A 16,813-nucleotide genomic window follows, 5' to 3' on the forward strand; every position below is an offset into this window, starting at 1 on the left:
GATTAAAAAGTAACATTCCCTGCCAACTGCTTCAATGTGATCTCAGAATTTTTTGCTTGGAACTGTGCTGTACTGCTCCTTACACGGGCATTGACGTAGTTTAGCTGTGCTGCACGCACTTCAAGCTGGGTAATAGTCCCAATGCGGTATTTTTCAAGGGTAATATCAAGGTTTTGCCTTGCGATGTCTTCATTAGTCCCTTCCAGTTTTACAAGTTCTATGTTCGTAAGGTACGTCTGGAAAGCCGATATCAATTGTGAGTTGATAGTTTGCGTTTGCTGGTCAACAAATATCTTGCTGTTATCAATCTGTATTTTGGCAATCTTCTCATTACGGTTCTGCACAAAGCCATTAAAAACATTTATCGATGCCGATATACCGTAATTAAGTCCGCGGCTGTTGCTTTCCTGCGTAAATCCAAGACTTGATTCGCTGTTATTAAATACATATCCCGTATTAATGGCTACCTGCGGATATCGTGCTCCTTTTACCTGCTTGAGGTTGAGCTCTGCCACCCGTTTATTGATGAGCGCCAATTGTATCTGAGGGTTTTGCTGGGTTGCGATATTCATCAGATCGGCAAGCTTAAGTTTGTCATCTATATTAACCGAATCGATCACTTTAAACGAAGTGGTAAGATCACGCGCCAAAAGCTCATTCAGGAACGTTTTGGTATTCTCATATAATTCTTTCTGACGTAACAGATTCGTTTGGTCTGTATTCAGGTCAACCTGCGCATTCAACACCTCCAGTTTAGCTGCCTTTCCTATTTTGAAACGATTATCAGCCGTTGTTACCCTCTGTTTTGAAATAACGATGGCAGTATCTAATACGGTAAGGTTTTCCTGTTGCTGTACAAGGTCAAAATAAGTAGTCATTACATCGCCTACACGGGTAAGGATCATAAGTTTCAGCTCGGTCTCCCCTTGTTTTTGCAATTCCTGCAACTGATCATAACGGGCAAACATCCTGAAACCGTCAAAGATGGTCCAGCCAAGGTTCACGCCATAGTTCATACTGTTATTATGAGCATTGTCCTGCTCCTGCACAGTACCATCGCTACGTGTTTGCTTCAAATGCTGTATGTTGTTATTCTGGGCAAATGTCCCAGATACATTAGGCAGCAAACCTGCATTGCCCAGACTTACATTCTGTTCATCTATTTTCAGGTCATTTTTAGAAAGTTTGATGTCATAATTATTCTCAAGCGCAATAGCTATGGCTTGCTGGGGCGTAAGCAGCTCCTGCGCATTGGCAGAAACAGAGATAAGTATAAATGCTATATATAAACAAAACCTCATAGGTACAATGCTTTAGTCTTCAAGATTATCAAATTCAGGACGGTGCTTTTTAGGGCGTGACCACATAAAGTAAATAGCCGGGATAATAAAAAGCGTCAATACCAACGAGAATACTGTACCGCCGACGATCACAACACCCATACCGATACGGCTTGTAGAAGCAGCGCCTAATGACATGGCAATAGGCAATGCACCTAATGCAATAGCCAAACTGGTCATTAATATCGGGCGAAGGCGCGACTCGGCAGCTTCCATGATGGCTTCATATTTTTCTTTGCCTTCCTCACGCAGTTGGTTGGCAAATTCGACTATCAGGATACCATTCTTCGTCACAAGTCCGATAAGCATAATCGTACCTATCTGGCTGAATATATTCCACGTCTGCCCGAATAGCCATAGTGACAACAACGCTCCCGCAACGGCCATTGGAACCGTAAGAATAATGATGAACGGATCTATGAAACTTTCAAACTGTCCAGCAAGGATCAGGTAGATAAGCAATAGTGCCAATCCAAAAGCGAATAATGTATTAGAGCTACTCTCCACAAAATCACGTGACTCACCCCCAAGATCGGTTGTAAAGGTGTCGTCAAGTACTTTTTCTTTGGCTCTTTCCATGGCATCGATACCATCGCTGATACTCATTCCCGGTGCAAGACCTGCAGACACGGTAGCCGACATATATCTGTTATTATGGTATAATTGCGGCGGGCTGCTTTGCTCGTCAACTGAAACCAGGTTGTCCAGCTGTATCAACTGGCCTGTATTGCTTTTCACAAATGTAGATGTAAGGTCGATAGGCGCAGCACGGTCTTTCAGTTCAAACTGCCCCATTACCTGGTATTGCTTGCCATTCATCATAAAGTAACCAAAACGCTGTCCACTTAATGAAAGTTGCAGTGTCTGTGCTACATCAAGCAATGACACTCCAAGGCTTTCGGCCTTTTCACGGTCTATGGTAACATTAATTTCCGGCTTGTTGAATTTCAGGTTTACATCGGTCATAGAGAAGGTTGGATCCTTACCCACTTCATCCATAAATTCCGGGATCTTTTCCTGTAGTTTTTCAAAGTTTTGTGCCTGTATGATATACTGGATAGGTGGCCCTCCCCTGCGGTTTACTGCAATGGTAGGCTGTTCTGAAACTGATGTTTTCGCTTCGCTGTAACGCTTAGTCCATTTAGTCAGGTCGGCAGCAATTTCTTTCTGTGAACGTTTTCTTTCATCCGGTTCTTTAAGTGCAATCCTAACACGCCCACTATTTACTGATGCCGAACCAAATCCGGGTGAGGTTATTACCAAACTGGCCTTTTTCTCAGGAATGGAATCGTTGATCAGCTGTTCCATTTCACGCATGAAACGATCCATATATTCATACGAAGCACCTTCCGGAGCCGTAATATTCATCCCGATAAAGCTCCTGTCGTCATAAGGTGCGGTTTCCTTTTGGATAGTACTATAAAACAATGCTATTAGCCCGATACATACAACAAGTATAGGGAAGCTAACCCACTTTCTCTTCATGAAATTGGCAAGCATTCCGGCATAGCCTTTATTCAGCTTTTCAAAATAGGGTTCGGTAAATTCATAGAACCTTGATTTTTTGTGTACGCCTTTTATCAGATAGGCATTTAGCATTGGCGTAAGCGTAAGCGATACAAAAGCCGATACCAGTACCGCCGCCGCGATGACGACTCCAAACTCCCGGAAGAGTCGGCCCACAAAACCTTCAAGAAAAATTACCGGAAGAAATACAGCTGCCAGCGTTATTGAAATGGAAATAACGGCAAAGAAAATCTCGTTAGCTCCCTTCATAGCTGCTTCAATTGGTGTCATGCCTTCTTCTACCTTCTTGAAGATATTTTCGGTAACAACAATACCATCATCTACCACAAGGCCGGTTGCAAGTACAATAGCAAGCAACGTTAATACATTTATCGAAAAGCCGAAAATATACATGATAAAAAAGGTTGCGATAAGCGATACCGGAATATCCAGTAATGGCCTTAACGCAATAGCCCAGTCCCTGAAGAAAAGATAAATAATTAATGTAACCAGTATTATCGAAATGGCTAATGTCTCAGCCACTTCCAATACCGATTTTTTAATGAATACCGTATTATCGATAACTATATTGGTGACCAGATCGCCCGGAAGTTCCTTTTTCATCTGGTCATACTGAGCGTAGAAAGCATCGGCAATCTCAACATAGTTGGTTCCCGGCTGCGGAATGATTGCAAGGCCAACAAGCTGCTGCCCATCATTCGTCATTTTGGTTTCCATATTCTCAGGGCCAAGTTCTGCCCTGCCCACATCACTGAAACGCACTATTTTCTCGCCTTCAGACTTAATGATGATGTTATTGAACTGCTCTGGAGTCGCAAGGTTACCCAGTGTTTTTATGGTCAGTTCTGTATTGGCTCCTGTAAGTTTACCTGTTGGCAGTTCCACGTTCTGGCTGTTAAGTGCAGTACGCACATCGCCTACTGTAACGCCATAAGCGTTAAGTTTTACAGGGTCAAGCCACATTCTCATGGCATAACGTTTCTGCCCCCAAATTTGCACACTACTTACTCCGGGAATTGTCTGTAATCTTTCGGCGATAACATTCTCTGCATAATCGCTCAGTTCAAGAGGATCACGTGTAGCACTCTGAACCGTCATGGTTATAATAGGCTCGGAGTCGGCATCGGCTTTAGACACAACCGGAGGGGCATCTATATCCTGCGGGAGGCTACGTACCGCCTGCGATACTTTATCACGAACGTCGTTAGCAGCTTCCTCAAGGTTTTTTTCAAGTTCAAATTCTATGGTAATGTTACTTGACCCCTGGTTACTTGAAGACGTTATATTACGGATACCATCAATAGAGTTGATGGCTTTTTCAAGCGGTTCGGTTATCTGGGACTCGATGATGTCGGCATTTGCTCCGGCATAACTGGTGCGCACCGATATTTGTGCCGGGTCTATCGAAGGGAATTCCCTGACTCCAAGAAATGTATAGCCAATGATCCCGAAAAGGATAATTGCAACATTCATCACTATGGTAAGTACGGGACGTTTTATGCTTATGGTTGATAAACTCATCGCTAATTAGCTTTTTTGGTTAGCGATACTTTTACCGGGGTTTCTTTTTTAAGAGACAGTACGCCTGTGGTCAATACAGTATCTCCGGCTTTCAGGCCTGACAATACTACAATATCTTTATCTGTACGGGTACCGGTCTCAACCATGGCTTCCTGTGCCTGACCATTTTTTACAACAAATACTTTTTTACCGCCCTGCACCGGAACGATAGCTTCAGTAGGAATTACAAAAGCTCCCTGAACCTCATCAAGCGGCAGGGTTACATTGGCAAACGTTCCCGGCAACAATTTCCCTTGTGCATTTTCAGCGATAGCCCTTACTTTTAAAGTACGTGTAGTAACCTCAACCGAAGGTTCTAACGCATATACCATCGCCTGAAATTTATCAGTGCTTCCCGCCACGGTAAAGGTAACAGGAGTATTGACCTTCATCTGCGAAGCATATTTTTCAGGTATCGAAAATGTTATCTTGATCTGGCTGCTGTTCACCAGGCTGGTGATTAATGTTGTAGGTGTAACATAAGTACCCGGCGATATATTTCGCAACCCTATTGTTCCCGAAAATGGCGCTCTGATAGATGTTTTGCCTATTTGGGCATTTATAAGTTGAGTTTGCGCCTGGGCAGTTTTATAATCAGCGCTTGCTATATCATATTCCTCCTGACTGATTGCTTCTTTTTGAAGCAACAACCTTGCACGTCTTTCATTCTCGGCTGCAAGTGTCTGCCTTGTTTTTGCCTGCCTGGCCTGTGCACGAAGCTCTATATCATTTATCTTTACCAATACCTGCCCTTTACTCACTTTAGCACCTTCGGCAAAGAATATCTTTTCTGCTATACCCGAAACTTCCGAACGAACCTCAATCTGCTCATTGGCTTCGATAGATCCTGAAAGTGAAAGTGTATTAGCAAAATCCTGAGGAGCAACAACTACTCCATTTACAGCCATTGGCGGTTTTTTTCCGTCTTTGCCTCCGCCTCCACCGGAGGCCTCCATCTTTTGCTTTTTGTTTTCAGAAATCCTGTAGAACACTAAGGCGCCTACGCCCACAATCAATAGTGAGTATACAATGTATTTAATCTTCATAATATGATATAGTATAGCAATCGCAAATCTACACGAATAGCATGCCAATGTCTTTACGAAATCGTAATAAATGACCAATTCAATTCGTCATAGGCAGTATTCCGGATATGCAACACAAAGCTAAGGGAATATATCGTGAGATGAAAAAAACGGATAAATACTTTAACATAAATATCAATACAGTTTTCTTACACAAAATAATGAGTATCAAAACTTTCTGAATTTAAGTTAAGAATGATATTTACAGGCATTAAAAAAAATGCTAACAAAAAAAACGACAACAGGACAGTTTCAAAGGATAAAAGGTAAAAATTAAAGTCGTTTTACAAGCGGATATAATTTTTACCTAGATTCGCTCATTGTTAGTTAGTTAATGCTACACAAACAGTACTTGTTGTCCCAAACAATTACTTAAAGATAATGTGTGTGCTTATTTCGTTAATGGCTTCCTGTTTTAAAGCAGGAAGCTTTTTTCATTAATACAGCAAGCTGATAATCAGCAACTGTAAAAATTCAATGATCATGATTATCAACTGTATCATAATTTATTGTTTTTTTATTTTTGCACGGTAAGCATTATATCCCATTAGGGTTGAAAACACAGCCGCCATTAAGCATTCCTTATACAAATTCATATCTAAAAACCGATCGGCAATGAATCCCATAGAAAGGCATGTCAGTAAAGTGAAAAGAAATACTAAAGCAAATTTAAAATAAAGAGGCATCTCAGGAAAAACTTCAAGCTTTTTCTGAACCCGAAAAGTATATATCACAAAGCTTAATGTCATACCCAAAAAGATATAACCGTACCACTGCTTATTGAATAGATCATCTATAAGATAGCCCATAACAATTGTGAAAAATAAAGCACACAGAAGCATTAGAAGAGAACGAAACGCCATTTTACTATTAATTTATTAGTACAAATTTGAGAAAAGCTTTCAGAATAGAATTGTAAAATTGGGACAATAATATCCTGCTTCTAATTTTTTATGCTTGCGGAAGTTGTTTTTTTCTTAAAATATACTGTACTGCTGTACTCGCTGCTGCCGCACCTGCCAAAGGGCCTAAAATTTGAGGTCCGTCATAATACCAAAGCACTGCCCCGATAAGAGAAAAAACAAGCACATTTATCAATATAAGCGTAATAAGTAGTTGTTTGGCTGTCTTGATTTTCATGATAATGAATGTTTATTGGTTATTATATATTCAAAGATAATTATCATTCAAAACTAAAAATTGTAAAATTGGGACATTCTCTATTAATCCTCAAAATGCCAATAGGTTTCCTGGCTGCCTAATTTGGTAAGTTTAGAAAGAAGTGTCTTGGGTGATTGATGAGTAACTGACTTAAAATGTTTTATATAATGCGCCTGGTCGTAATAAAGGCTATAAAGAGCAACATCAGTAAGGGTGGCATCATCTCCAAGCTGCTGCGAATAATTGAGCGCGTTGCGAAACATCACCATTTTTTTATACTCCTCAACACTACAGCAAAGGTGTTTTTTAAACAGGCGCAGCAATGTTTTACGATTGACTCCCAAAGCCTCTGAAAGCTCTTCAACTTTTACCGATCCGTTAGAATTGAGTATTTCCAGAATCGCTTTTTTCACTATCGGCTCATCAAAACCTATGAAATTTGCCGAAAAAAAAGTGTCAAGTAAAGCAGCTTTGGTTTCGATAGTACTTTCAGAATAAATCTCCTCTAAAGCATTCGTGAAAGATGCCCCAAAACAATCGAGCTTGTTTATCGATCTGTCAAAAAAAGTACCGAGAGGCTCTTTTATAAAATGGTTCAGACCCAACGGATTGAACACGATGCCAATCTTATCAAAAATACCATGAAGCTCTACTTTAAAATTCGCATCAGTATTGATCGAGTAAAATGAAAGAATCTTATGGTCAGTTGAAGGCACTACAAGCGAACCTTCATCAGTAAGACTTACATCAGACCCTTTGTAAATTGTAACTGCGTGTTTGTAATTTGGATAAAAAAAGAACTTTTTGCTAAAATCAGCATCATCAGACACATGAAAATAGTAGTAGTCAACATATTTGGCTACCAATTCATTTTTTGGTTTTATCGTTATGAAATTACCTTTTGAATCCAAATCTAAATTTCTTTTCTCTCTTGTAAAAATAAGGAATTCCCAGAAACCATAACAGAAAAACAACACAAGATATTATCTCCCTTACAGATAAAAACCAAGTGGTTTAATTAGATGTTTCGAATAATATTTTAAAATAAAATAAAAAATAATTTTTAGATTAGACTAAATTTATACTTTTGTAGAGCTAATTATAAATTTAGATGATGAAAATTTACTTTCAGTTCTTACTGATATTCGCCACGTTACCCCTGTTTGCCCAAAACGGCAGCATAAAAGGAAAGATTACCCAAAATAACGAACCTGTGCCTGCCGTCAGCATTATTGTGGTTCCATCCGGTATTTCGACTGCTTCAGATAATGACGGTAATTATGAAATAAAAAATATACCGTTCGGTACATACGAAATTATATTCAGTTCAGTAGGGTTACTTAACGAACGAAAAAAAGTTAACATCAACAGTACTGATCCCATACTTCTGAATATCGCAATGCAGGATGAAAACAAATCACTGGAAGAGGTCGTTATCACCGGCACCATGAAAGAAGTAAGCAGGAGCGACAGCCCTATCCCCGTAGAGATAATTACTCCGAAACTTTTTAAGAAGAACCCAACTGCCAGCCTGTTTGAAGCCGTCGGAATGATAAATGGCGTACAACCTCAGCTAAACTGTAATGTATGCAACACTGGCGATATTCATATTAACGGGATGGAAGGGCCCTATACCATGATACTGATCGACGGAATGCCGATTGTAAGTGCCCTTTCTACTGTATACGGACTTAGCGGAATCCCTAACAGCATTGTAGAGCGCATCGAAGTTGTAAAAGGCCCTGCGTCGTCGCTATACGGATCTGAAGCTATGGGCGGTATCATTAATGTAATTACCAAAAGCCCTGTAAAAGCCCCGGTAGTGAGCGCCGACTATTTTGTTACAAGTTGGGGCGAGCAGAGCTTTGATGCAGCTGTGAAGCTTAAAGCCGGAACAGCCACTTCGCTGCTTGGTGTAAACTATTTTAATTATAGCGTACTTGCCGATAAGAATGGCGACAACTTTACCGATGTTACCCAGCAGAACCGTATATCGGTATTTAATAAATGGAATTTTGAGCGTAAAGAAAACCGCACTTTCAGCCTGGCGGGACGTTATGTGTATGAAGACCGTTGGGGCGGAGAAATGAACTGGACCAAACAATGGCGTGGTAGTGACAGTATTTATGGCGAAAGCATTTATACCAAGCGTGCCGAACTTATCGGATTATACCAGCTGCCGGTAAGCGAGAGGATATTTACGCAATTCTCCTACAACTGGCACGACCAGAATTCTTATTATGGATTTACACCCTACATGGCAAACCAACAGGTTGCTTTTATACAAACCTACTGGGACAAGCAGTTTGGCGCAAATCATACTTTTCTGTTAGGCGGAGCAATGCGTTACACTTACTATGACGACAACACTCCTGCGACAGCAAGCCTTGACGGAACTACTAACAGGCCGCAGGAAACACCGCTCCCCGGCTTATTTGTACAGGATGAATGGACGCTGAATGAAAGACATAAGCTATTGGGCGGTTATCGTTTCGATTATGATAAGAACCACGGTGGAGTGCATTCGCCAAGGGTAGCCTATAAATTTGCACCAAACCATAATAACATCATCAGGGCAAGTTTTGGAACGGGCTTCAGGGTGGTTAATCTTTTTACAGAAGACCATGCCGCACTTACGGGGGCACGAGATGTAATAATTGCAGAAGAACTTAAACCGGAACGTTCTTACAACGGTAACCTGAATTATATCCTTAAGGTACCCGCAAGTTTTGCTTTCATTAATTTTGATATTACCGGCTTCTATTCTTATTTTACCAATAAGATAGTAGGTGATTTTGACACCGACCCTACCAAGATTATCTATGACAACCTCAACGGTCATGCCATATCGCAAGGTGTTTCACTGAATACTGATGTAACTTTCAACTTCCCGCTAAAGATGATGTTGGGAGTATCATATATGGATGTTTTCCAGATCGAGAATAATGGATCAGGCGAAATGAGGTCACAGCAGCTGCATGCACCAAAATGGACAGGGAATTTTATTGCTACTTATAGCTTCCGCAACAACTACAGCATCGATCTTACCGGCAACTGGTACGGACCAATGCGCCTCCCAATACTGCCTAACGATTACAGGCCTGAATATTCGCCGTGGTTTTGCATCGCAAATATCCAGTTCACTAAAAAATTCAGTTATGGCCTGGAGCTGTATACAGGAATGAAAAACATCATCGATTTTGTACCAAAAGACCCGTTAATGCGTCCGTTCGACCCATTCAACAAAACAGCAGATGATCCGGTAACAAATCCTAACGGTTATACCTTCGACACAACCTATAATTATGGTTCAATGCAGGGAAGAAGAGTATATATTGGTATGAGATATAATTTGTTTTAGAATTTGAGTACTAACCTGCACGGTTTTGGAAACCTTGCAGGTTTTTTATCGCAAACCAAATACTTACAAGCTCTTGAAGACCTTGCAGGAAATTATAAAATACTACTTATTAATAGGCACCGGCTCCTTGTTCTCATTAATGGCTACAAAAGTAAAGTTACCCGTTATCGCTTTCTCTCTTGTAGTTGAGTACATGTCTTCGACAAATATCTCTACATGCACCTGAAGGCTGGTATTACCAATATGGGTTACCTTGCCTATAAGTTCGGCAAAAGTACCCGCAGGAATGGGCTTCTTAAAGTCAATACGGTCACTGCTCACGGTTACTACCCTCTGTCTACTGAAACGAGTAGCAGTAATAAAGGCCACCTCATCCATAAGATGCATGGCCATACCTCCAAAAAGGGTATCGTAATGATTGGTTGTATTAGGAAATATTGCTTTAAATATATGTGTTTGTGCTGCGTCTATTTTTTCTTGTAATGTCATTTCTTGTTTTATTTATTTTTAAGTTTTCCCCACACGATGCAGGTACTTCCCCACGTGAATCCGGCACCAAACGCGGTTAGCAATATCTTATCGCCGGGTTTAAAATCGTTATGAAAATCCCAAAGGCAAAGCGGTAAGGTTGCTGCCGTGGTGTTACCGTAACGCTCAATATTTACTTTGATCTTTTCTTTAGGAATACCAAGGTTATGCCCTACCGAATCTATAATGCGCAGGTTGGCCTGATGTGGCACAACCCAGTTGATATCATCTGTCGTCAGATTCAGTTTTTGAAGCAGCTCTTTACTTGCTGAAGTCATTCCGTTTATGGCATTCTTAAAAACGGTACGCCCATCCTGCTGTACATAATGCCTTTTATCATCCAGTGTTTGCTGAGATGTCCCTTCAGCCGACCCTCCTGCCGGAACCGAAAGAAATTGTACCCCGCCTCCATCAGAATGATAGATGTTATCCAAAATCCCTGAATCATCATCAGATGGTTCGAGCAGTACGACTCCGGCTCCATCTCCAAAAAGCACACAGGTATTGCGGTCTTCATAGTTTACAATTGTGCTCATCTTATCAGCACCTACTAAAAGTACTTTTTTATGCCTGCCGCTTTCTATCAGCGATGCCGCGACCGAAAGCGCATATAAAAAGCCGCTACAGGCCGCATTAAGGTCAAAACCCCATGCATTTACAAGCCCTGCTTTGTGGCAGACTAGTGGTGCTGCAGGCGATAGCACATTATCGGGTGTAGAGGTAGCGAGTATCAAAACTTCTATCTCTTCAGGCTTTACACCTGAATTTTCAAGCAAGTCCTTAATCGCAAGGGCAGCCATATCTGATGTGGCTTTTCCTTCTTCAAGTATTCTGCGTTCTTTTATCCCTGTACGGGTAACGATCCATTCGTCAGATGTATCCACCATTTTTTCAAGGGTGGCATTATCAAGTATTCTTTGGGGCACATAACCACCCACAGCAGTAATTGCTGCGTTTATTTTGGTATTCATATAATGGTATTTTATTCAAAATTATCCCTGCCATCAAAAATGACAGGGATAAGGGTCAGTCTATAAGCTGACAGTATGTGCTACACGCAATTCGTGTGCAGCATTTACCATCTCTGCCAGCGCTTTTCGGGTTTCCTCCCAATGGCGGGTCTTAAGCCCACAATCAGGATTAATCCATAATTGTTTTGCAGGGATAACCCTTTGTGCTTTATCCATAAGGGCAACCATCTCATCTTTTGATGGTACACGCGGAGAATGTATATCATATACTCCCGGCCCAATCTGGTTCGGGTATTTAAAATCGGCAAAGGCATCAAGCAATTCCATTTGCGAACGTGAGCATTCTATGGTAATCACATCGGCATCCATGTCGGCAATGTTCTTAATGATATCGTTAAATTCAGAATAGCACATGTGGGTATGTATCTGGGTTGTGTCTTCAACCCCCGATGCAGATACTCTGAAAGCCTTAACAGCCCATTCAAGGTACTCCTGCCATTCGCTTTTTCGCAACGGAAGGCCTTCCCTGATAGCAGGCTCATCGATCTGTATCACTTTAATCCCTGAACGTTCAAGGTCGTTTACCTCATCCCTGATGGCAAGGGCAATCTGCATACAGGTATCGCGGCGCGGCTGATCGTCACGCACAAAAGACCATTGCAGTATTGTAACAGGTCCGGTAAGCATTCCTTTCACCAGTTTATCGGTAAGTGATTGTGCATACGCCGACCATTTTACCGTCATTGGCTCCGGCCTGGAAACATCCCCATAAATTACAGGTGGTTTTACGCAACGGCTGCCATAGCTTTGCACCCAGCCATTTTGGGTAAAAGCAAAACCGGCCAGCTGTTCGCCAAAATATTCCACCATGTCATTGCGCTCAAATTCGCCATGAACCAGTACATCAATTCCGGTCTCTTCCTGAAAACGTATGGTTTCTTCGGTCTCTTTTTTCACAAGCTCTTCATAGCGTTTCTCCGTAATATCACCTTTTTTCAGGCTGTTTCTCCAACTGCGTACTTCGGCAGTCTGCGGAAACGACCCTATTGTTGTGGTAGGGAATAATGGCAGATTTAATGATGCTGCCTGTAACTGCTCTCTTATGCTGAACGGGTTATTACGCTGTGCCTGTTCATCAGTAATTCCGGCCACACGCTGTTGTACTAAGCCATTATGTATTAGTGGCGATGTCTTTCTTGTAGTTATAGCATCAATATTTTCTTTTAATGCATTTGCCGCAAAGGTGATGTTTTCACTATTTGCCAATTGCTTCAGTACAACAACCTCCTGTATCTTTTGTTTGGCAAATGCCATCCATTGTTTTACTTCAGCAGATAATGCCACTTCATTGCTCTCATTATCGAGATCATAAGGCGAATGCAGCAATGAACATGAGGCCGCAATAAGGATGCGATCTCTGCTTATCTTTTTAGATGCTTTGTCTATTATCTTAAGTGATGACTGAAAATCGTTCTTCCAGATGTTTCGCCCATCTACAATTCCCAATGAGAGGCTCATTTCTGAAGGAATCAGATTTAGCAATATATCAAGCTGTTCAGGTGCACGAACAAGGTCGATATGCAATGCGCATACCGGTAACGATGCTGCAAGCCAGGCGTTATCGTCAAGTCCTTCAAAATATGTGGTAAGCAGTACCTTTAGCTTAGGAAATGTATTTTTAATTTCTTTGTATACATAAGCGAAAGCATCTTTTTCCTGTTTGGAAAGGTCGAGCGACAGGAATGGCTCATCAAACTGTATCCATTCGGCGCCATTTTCCGTAAGCTCATTAATAATCTCAAGATAAACAGGCAACAGGTTTTTTATCAGGCTTATTTTTTCGAAGCCTTCTTCTTTTTCTTTACCCAAAAGCAGGTAAGAAACAGGACCTATCAGTACGGGCTTGGTAAGTATTCCCGCTTCTTTGGCCTCTATAAACTCTTCGATAACTTTTTTTGAGGAAAACGAGAATTGCTGATCTTTATAAAATTCGGGGACTATATAATGGTAATTGGTATCGAACCATTTTGTCATTTCCATAGCGGTGATATCGTGGCCATCTTTCTGGTAACCGCGAGCCATGGCAAAGTATAGATCGGTATCGTTTTGTCCTTTAAGGCTTTCATAACGGGGAGGAATCGCTCCCAGTGCAAACGAAAGATCGAGTACCTGATCGTAAAATGAAAAATCGTTGGAAGGGATAAGGTCTATCCCTGCTTGTTTTTGAAGCTGCCAGTTTTGTAGCCTCAACTCTTTAGCGATTGCTGCCAGTTCCTGACCGGAAATTTTGCCGGACCAATAATTTTCGCAGGCTTTTTTTAATTCCCTGCCGCTACCGATGCGTGGGTAGCCAAGATTGTTTGTGAACATTTTTTTGCTTTTAATAAATTAATAAATTCGTTAAAAGCCCTTTTGCTCTATTTCACAATGCCTTAAGAAGTAATAGGGTACGGACACGGGAATCCCATGCGAAAAACCGAAACCAATTGCTTCAAACCGCGAAAGCATTGTCAAGTAAGTAATGGCAGGTCTCCTGACTTGTGCCGTTTTTATCGTCCTTCCCATTCGCCGGAGCAAACAGTGAACATTATTGATAAAAACCTTGGTATGGCACTTACAGTTGCGCGACAGTTCGTGATTTACACACGATTCCCTTTTAATCCCGGCTTTCGCCGAAAACCATTTCCGTTTGAAAGAAATTAAGTAAAGAACTTATGGTGGCAAATATACCAACTATATTTCTAAAAAAAGCCCTGTCCCGCCAGTATTGGCGGGACAGGGCAACTAACTCAAACGTTATTGTTTATAAACGGTTCTGTTCTTCGGTGGTCTGACGGGTCCTTCCGTCTTCCAGTTTCTGGTTACCAAAACGGTACCTGAACTGTATCCTGAAGCTTTGCGAATCGCCATACATACTGTAACGACTGTATTGGTTGGCATAACTGGTAGTCGTGGTTTGCCTCTCCCCTTTATAAATATCAGAGAATATAAGCGACAGTTCTCCGTTTCCTTCCCAAAAGCGTTTCCTGAAACTTACCGAAAGACTTGAAATGTCTCCCAGTTTATAAGCGCCCTGCACCGTCGGCGATGAATAAAAGAAACTTACTTCGCTAAAAAAGTCCTTCTTTTTATTCAGTGTAAATCGGTTATTGGTATTGCCATAAAATGTCCAGCGGTCTATTTCCTGAATATGGCCGTCTGCCCCCTGAAAACTGTTTTGCTGATAGCCAGCTGTCATAAAAGTTCCGGCTTCCCACCACGGGAATAATTCTAAATTGGTATTGAACTCAGCTCCGGCTGATGTATTGCTGCTTATATTGGTATATTCTGTTATAATAGTATTGGTGGCATAATCCTGATAGGTAATCATATTAAACGGGTCTTTTTCATAACGGTAAAAAAGGCCGAACATATATTTACTCTTGAGTGTATACTGCAATCCCAGATTATGGGCTAAAGCCGGATTTAGTTGCGGGTTTCCTGTAGTATATGAAAAAGGCGTACTATATGACCTGAACGGATTAAGCATGCCATACTGCGGCCTGATGATGCGCTTACCATACGAGAATCCTATCTGGTGATTGTCCGATGCCTTGTACAAAGCATAAGCCGAAGGGAAAAGCTTAAAGTAGTTTTGTGCGTTTACCTCTCCGGTTGTTTCAAGGTCACCTTCAAGCTTAGTGTGTTCACCACGAAGCCCTGCTTTAAAACCCCATTTCCCGAACTCGCGGTCGGCACCTATATACCCTGCCATTATTGTTTCATCATATAAGAAACGATTAGACAGATCGCCAGTTATAGGAACTCCATCAATTTCGCTGTAATAGTCAAAATTGTTTTCGGCATCTACATTACCATAGCGCACTCCTCCTTCAATTTTAGTTTGCCCAATTTCGCCGTTATAATCAGCCTGCAATGATAGCAGGTTGATGCGGCGGGTATCGTTACTCTGAATATCCTGCTGACTGTGAGGCGGTGCCTCCGGCAGTGAAAAAGCCGTATTGATTCCCTGATCCTGATTCGTATAATATTTGGTATAATCTGACGAGAGTACAAACTTATGCTTTGCATTGAACTTATGCTCAAAAGATGCCGTAAGCGTACTGTTCTTATCGGGATAGTCCCTGTGGGTATGGCTGGTAAACAGCGAATCCAGCTGACCTGTAGGTCCATAAATATAAGTTGGCGTATCCACCAATGCCGTACTCTTAAGACTTTGAAATCCGTTGAAACCAGCCGTAAATGTATTGAGTGAATCTATGGCATATTCTGCCGTGATGTTATAACTGTTTTGTTGCAATGCCCTGTAATTTGTCTTCTCTACGCTTTTCCAGGTTGAAGCTACATCGCCATTGGGATCAAAATATTTTACCTCACCTTTGTTTTCAGTATAATAGTGTCCTGAACCAAACATATATCCGCCAAAGAGCGTCAGCTTCTTATTCTTGTAATATTGATTGGTAGCCACGACTCCTTTAGGATACATCGACTGTACATAAGCACCTGTCACCATGCCTTTATAGCCGCCTCCAATATTCTTTTTCATTTTGATATTAAGCACTGCACTTCCCTGGGCTTCATATTTTGCCGGAGGCGTAGTGATGACTTCTATGGATTTTATATTACTCCCGTCAGTATTTTCTAAAAGGTTTTTAAGTTCAGTACCGCTCAGGTATACCTTCTTATCGTTAATGGTTACCAGTATACCGCTACTTCCGCGGATGGAAAGCCCGTCGCCCGAGGCAGTGACACCCGGAGTTTTCTTTACGATCTCCCAGGCATTGTCTGAAGATAGTATCGAGTTCTCAACGTCAAATTCAAGGCGGTCTATCTTGCGACGCACTACTGGTCTTTTTTGGTCTATAACAACCCCTTCCAATTCTTTCGCTGATGTTTTCAGGACAATATCAGGTACCGTAACATTACCCTTAACCTCAAGTACTGTAGTGTAACTTTCAAAACCAACAGTACTTATTGTCAGTGTATAATTACCATGCATTGTACTGGCTGCAATTTCAAAACGGCCATCTTCTCCTGTAAAAGATGTTCTCATATAGGTACTATCCTTCAGCGCTAACTTCAGGGTTACATTGGCGAATGCCACCGGCTGCTTACCGGCATCAAGTACCTTGCCGGATACGGCGGGGTTCTGCGCCGCACAGGCAAGAGAAATGAAAGTGATAAAAAATGAAAACAAACGTTTATTGATGATGATTGAACCCATGATGATTGATTGATGATTACTGCAAATCTCTGCAAATGTTTTGGTCTGCACGGTTA

Annotated in this window: 11 protein-coding genes and 1 riboswitch; of the genes, 1 reads left to right on the forward strand and 10 read right to left on the reverse strand. The window is 41.5% G+C overall.

Annotation, left to right across the window (positions count from 1 at the left end; genetic code table 11):
- Window positions 1–2: 2 nt before the first annotated feature.
- The 6 genes from ACX0HA_RS05770 to ACX0HA_RS05795 all read right to left on the reverse strand — a co-directional run bounded on the left by ACX0HA_RS05770 (window position 3) and on the right by ACX0HA_RS05795 (window position 7,584).
- Window positions 3–1,301 carry a TolC family protein gene (locus ACX0HA_RS05770; protein ID WP_458844319.1) on the reverse strand — a complete coding sequence of 433 codons (1,299 nt, stop codon included), beginning with the start codon at window positions 1,299–1,301 and terminating at the stop codon, window positions 3–5.
- A 12-nt stretch (window positions 1,302–1,313) separates the two neighbouring features.
- On the reverse strand, window positions 1,314–4,388 hold the full coding sequence (locus ACX0HA_RS05775) for an efflux RND transporter permease subunit (protein WP_458844320.1): 3,075 nt from the start codon (window positions 4,386–4,388) through the stop codon (window positions 1,314–1,316).
- Between the two features lie 2 nt (window positions 4,389–4,390).
- Window positions 4,391–5,473, reverse strand: coding sequence for an efflux RND transporter periplasmic adaptor subunit (locus tag ACX0HA_RS05780; protein ID WP_458844321.1), 1,083 nt, complete (start codon window positions 5,471–5,473; stop codon window positions 4,391–4,393).
- Between the two features lie 545 nt (window positions 5,474–6,018).
- Entirely contained in the window at window positions 6,019–6,375 is a 357-nt protein-coding gene (locus tag ACX0HA_RS05785; RefSeq protein WP_458844322.1) for a hypothetical protein, read from the reverse strand.
- An 88-nt stretch (window positions 6,376–6,463) separates the two neighbouring features.
- Complete coding sequence (locus tag ACX0HA_RS05790) at window positions 6,464–6,652, reverse strand: hypothetical protein (protein ID WP_458844323.1); 189 nt, start codon at window positions 6,650–6,652, stop codon at window positions 6,464–6,466.
- Between the two features lie 83 nt (window positions 6,653–6,735).
- Window positions 6,736–7,584 carry a helix-turn-helix domain-containing protein gene (locus ACX0HA_RS05795; protein WP_458844324.1) on the reverse strand — a complete coding sequence of 283 codons (849 nt, stop codon included), beginning with the start codon at window positions 7,582–7,584 and terminating at the stop codon, window positions 6,736–6,738.
- A gap of 200 nt (window positions 7,585–7,784) precedes the next feature.
- Here ACX0HA_RS05795 and ACX0HA_RS05800 point away from each other — a divergent pair, with 200 nt between their 5' ends.
- Window positions 7,785–10,034: a TonB-dependent receptor gene (locus ACX0HA_RS05800; RefSeq protein ID WP_458844325.1), complete on the forward strand. Its 2,250-nt coding sequence runs from the start codon at window positions 7,785–7,787 to the stop codon at window positions 10,032–10,034.
- Window positions 10,035–10,136: 102 nt separating this feature from the next.
- Here the strand turns inward: ACX0HA_RS05800 and ACX0HA_RS05805 are convergent, their stop codons facing one another.
- The 4 genes from ACX0HA_RS05805 to ACX0HA_RS05820 all read right to left on the reverse strand — a co-directional run bounded on the left by ACX0HA_RS05805 (window position 10,137) and on the right by ACX0HA_RS05820 (window position 16,757).
- The gene (locus ACX0HA_RS05805; RefSeq protein WP_458844326.1) at window positions 10,137–10,523 is read right to left on the reverse strand and encodes an acyl-CoA thioesterase; all 387 of its coding nucleotides are present in this window, start codon (window positions 10,521–10,523) and stop codon (window positions 10,137–10,139) included.
- An 8-nt stretch (window positions 10,524–10,531) separates the two neighbouring features.
- Window positions 10,532–11,533, reverse strand: a complete 1,002-nt coding sequence (locus ACX0HA_RS05810) for a beta-ketoacyl-ACP synthase III (protein WP_458844327.1) — start codon at window positions 11,531–11,533, stop codon at window positions 10,532–10,534.
- Window positions 11,534–11,593: 60 nt separating this feature from the next.
- Complete coding sequence (gene metE, locus ACX0HA_RS05815; RefSeq protein ID WP_458844328.1) at window positions 11,594–13,903, reverse strand: 5-methyltetrahydropteroyltriglutamate--homocysteine S-methyltransferase; 2,310 nt, start codon at window positions 13,901–13,903, stop codon at window positions 11,594–11,596.
- Window positions 13,904–14,039: 136 nt separating this feature from the next.
- Window positions 14,040–14,232: riboswitch (cobalamin riboswitch) on the reverse strand.
- 104 nt (window positions 14,233–14,336) lie between these two features.
- Window positions 14,337–16,757: an outer membrane beta-barrel family protein gene (locus ACX0HA_RS05820; protein WP_458844329.1), complete on the reverse strand. Its 2,421-nt coding sequence runs from the start codon at window positions 16,755–16,757 to the stop codon at window positions 14,337–14,339.
- Window positions 16,758–16,813 lie beyond the last annotated feature (56 nt).

The organism is Flavobacterium hauense (assembly GCF_054457175.1).

Excerpts from the sequence above, each read along its gene's own strand:
- ACX0HA_RS05790 (WP_458844323.1), bottom strand. The coding sequence starts at position 6,652 with ATGAAAATCAAGACAGCCAAACAACTACTTATTACGCTTATATTGATA.
- ACX0HA_RS05810 (WP_458844327.1), bottom strand. The coding sequence starts at position 11,533 with ATGAATACCAAAATAAACGCAGCAATTACTGCTGTGGGTGGTTATGTG.
- ACX0HA_RS05785 (WP_458844322.1), bottom strand. The coding sequence starts at position 6,375 with ATGGCGTTTCGTTCTCTTCTAATGCTTCTGTGTGCTTTATTTTTCACA.
- ACX0HA_RS05820 (WP_458844329.1), bottom strand. The coding sequence starts at position 16,757 with ATGGGTTCAATCATCATCAATAAACGTTTGTTTTCATTTTTTATCACT.
- ACX0HA_RS05775 (WP_458844320.1), bottom strand. The coding sequence starts at position 4,388 with ATGAGTTTATCAACCATAAGCATAAAACGTCCCGTACTTACCATAGTG.
- ACX0HA_RS05805 (WP_458844326.1), bottom strand. The coding sequence starts at position 10,523 with ATGACATTACAAGAAAAAATAGACGCAGCACAAACACATATATTTAAA.
- ACX0HA_RS05770 (WP_458844319.1), bottom strand. The coding sequence starts at position 1,301 with ATGAGGTTTTGTTTATATATAGCATTTATACTTATCTCTGTTTCTGCC.
- ACX0HA_RS05800 (WP_458844325.1), top strand. The coding sequence starts at position 7,785 with ATGATGAAAATTTACTTTCAGTTCTTACTGATATTCGCCACGTTACCC.
- metE (WP_458844328.1), bottom strand. The coding sequence starts at position 13,903 with ATGTTCACAAACAATCTTGGCTACCCACGCATCGGTAGCGGCAGGGAA.
- ACX0HA_RS05780 (WP_458844321.1), bottom strand. The coding sequence starts at position 5,473 with ATGAAGATTAAATACATTGTATACTCACTATTGATTGTGGGCGTAGGC.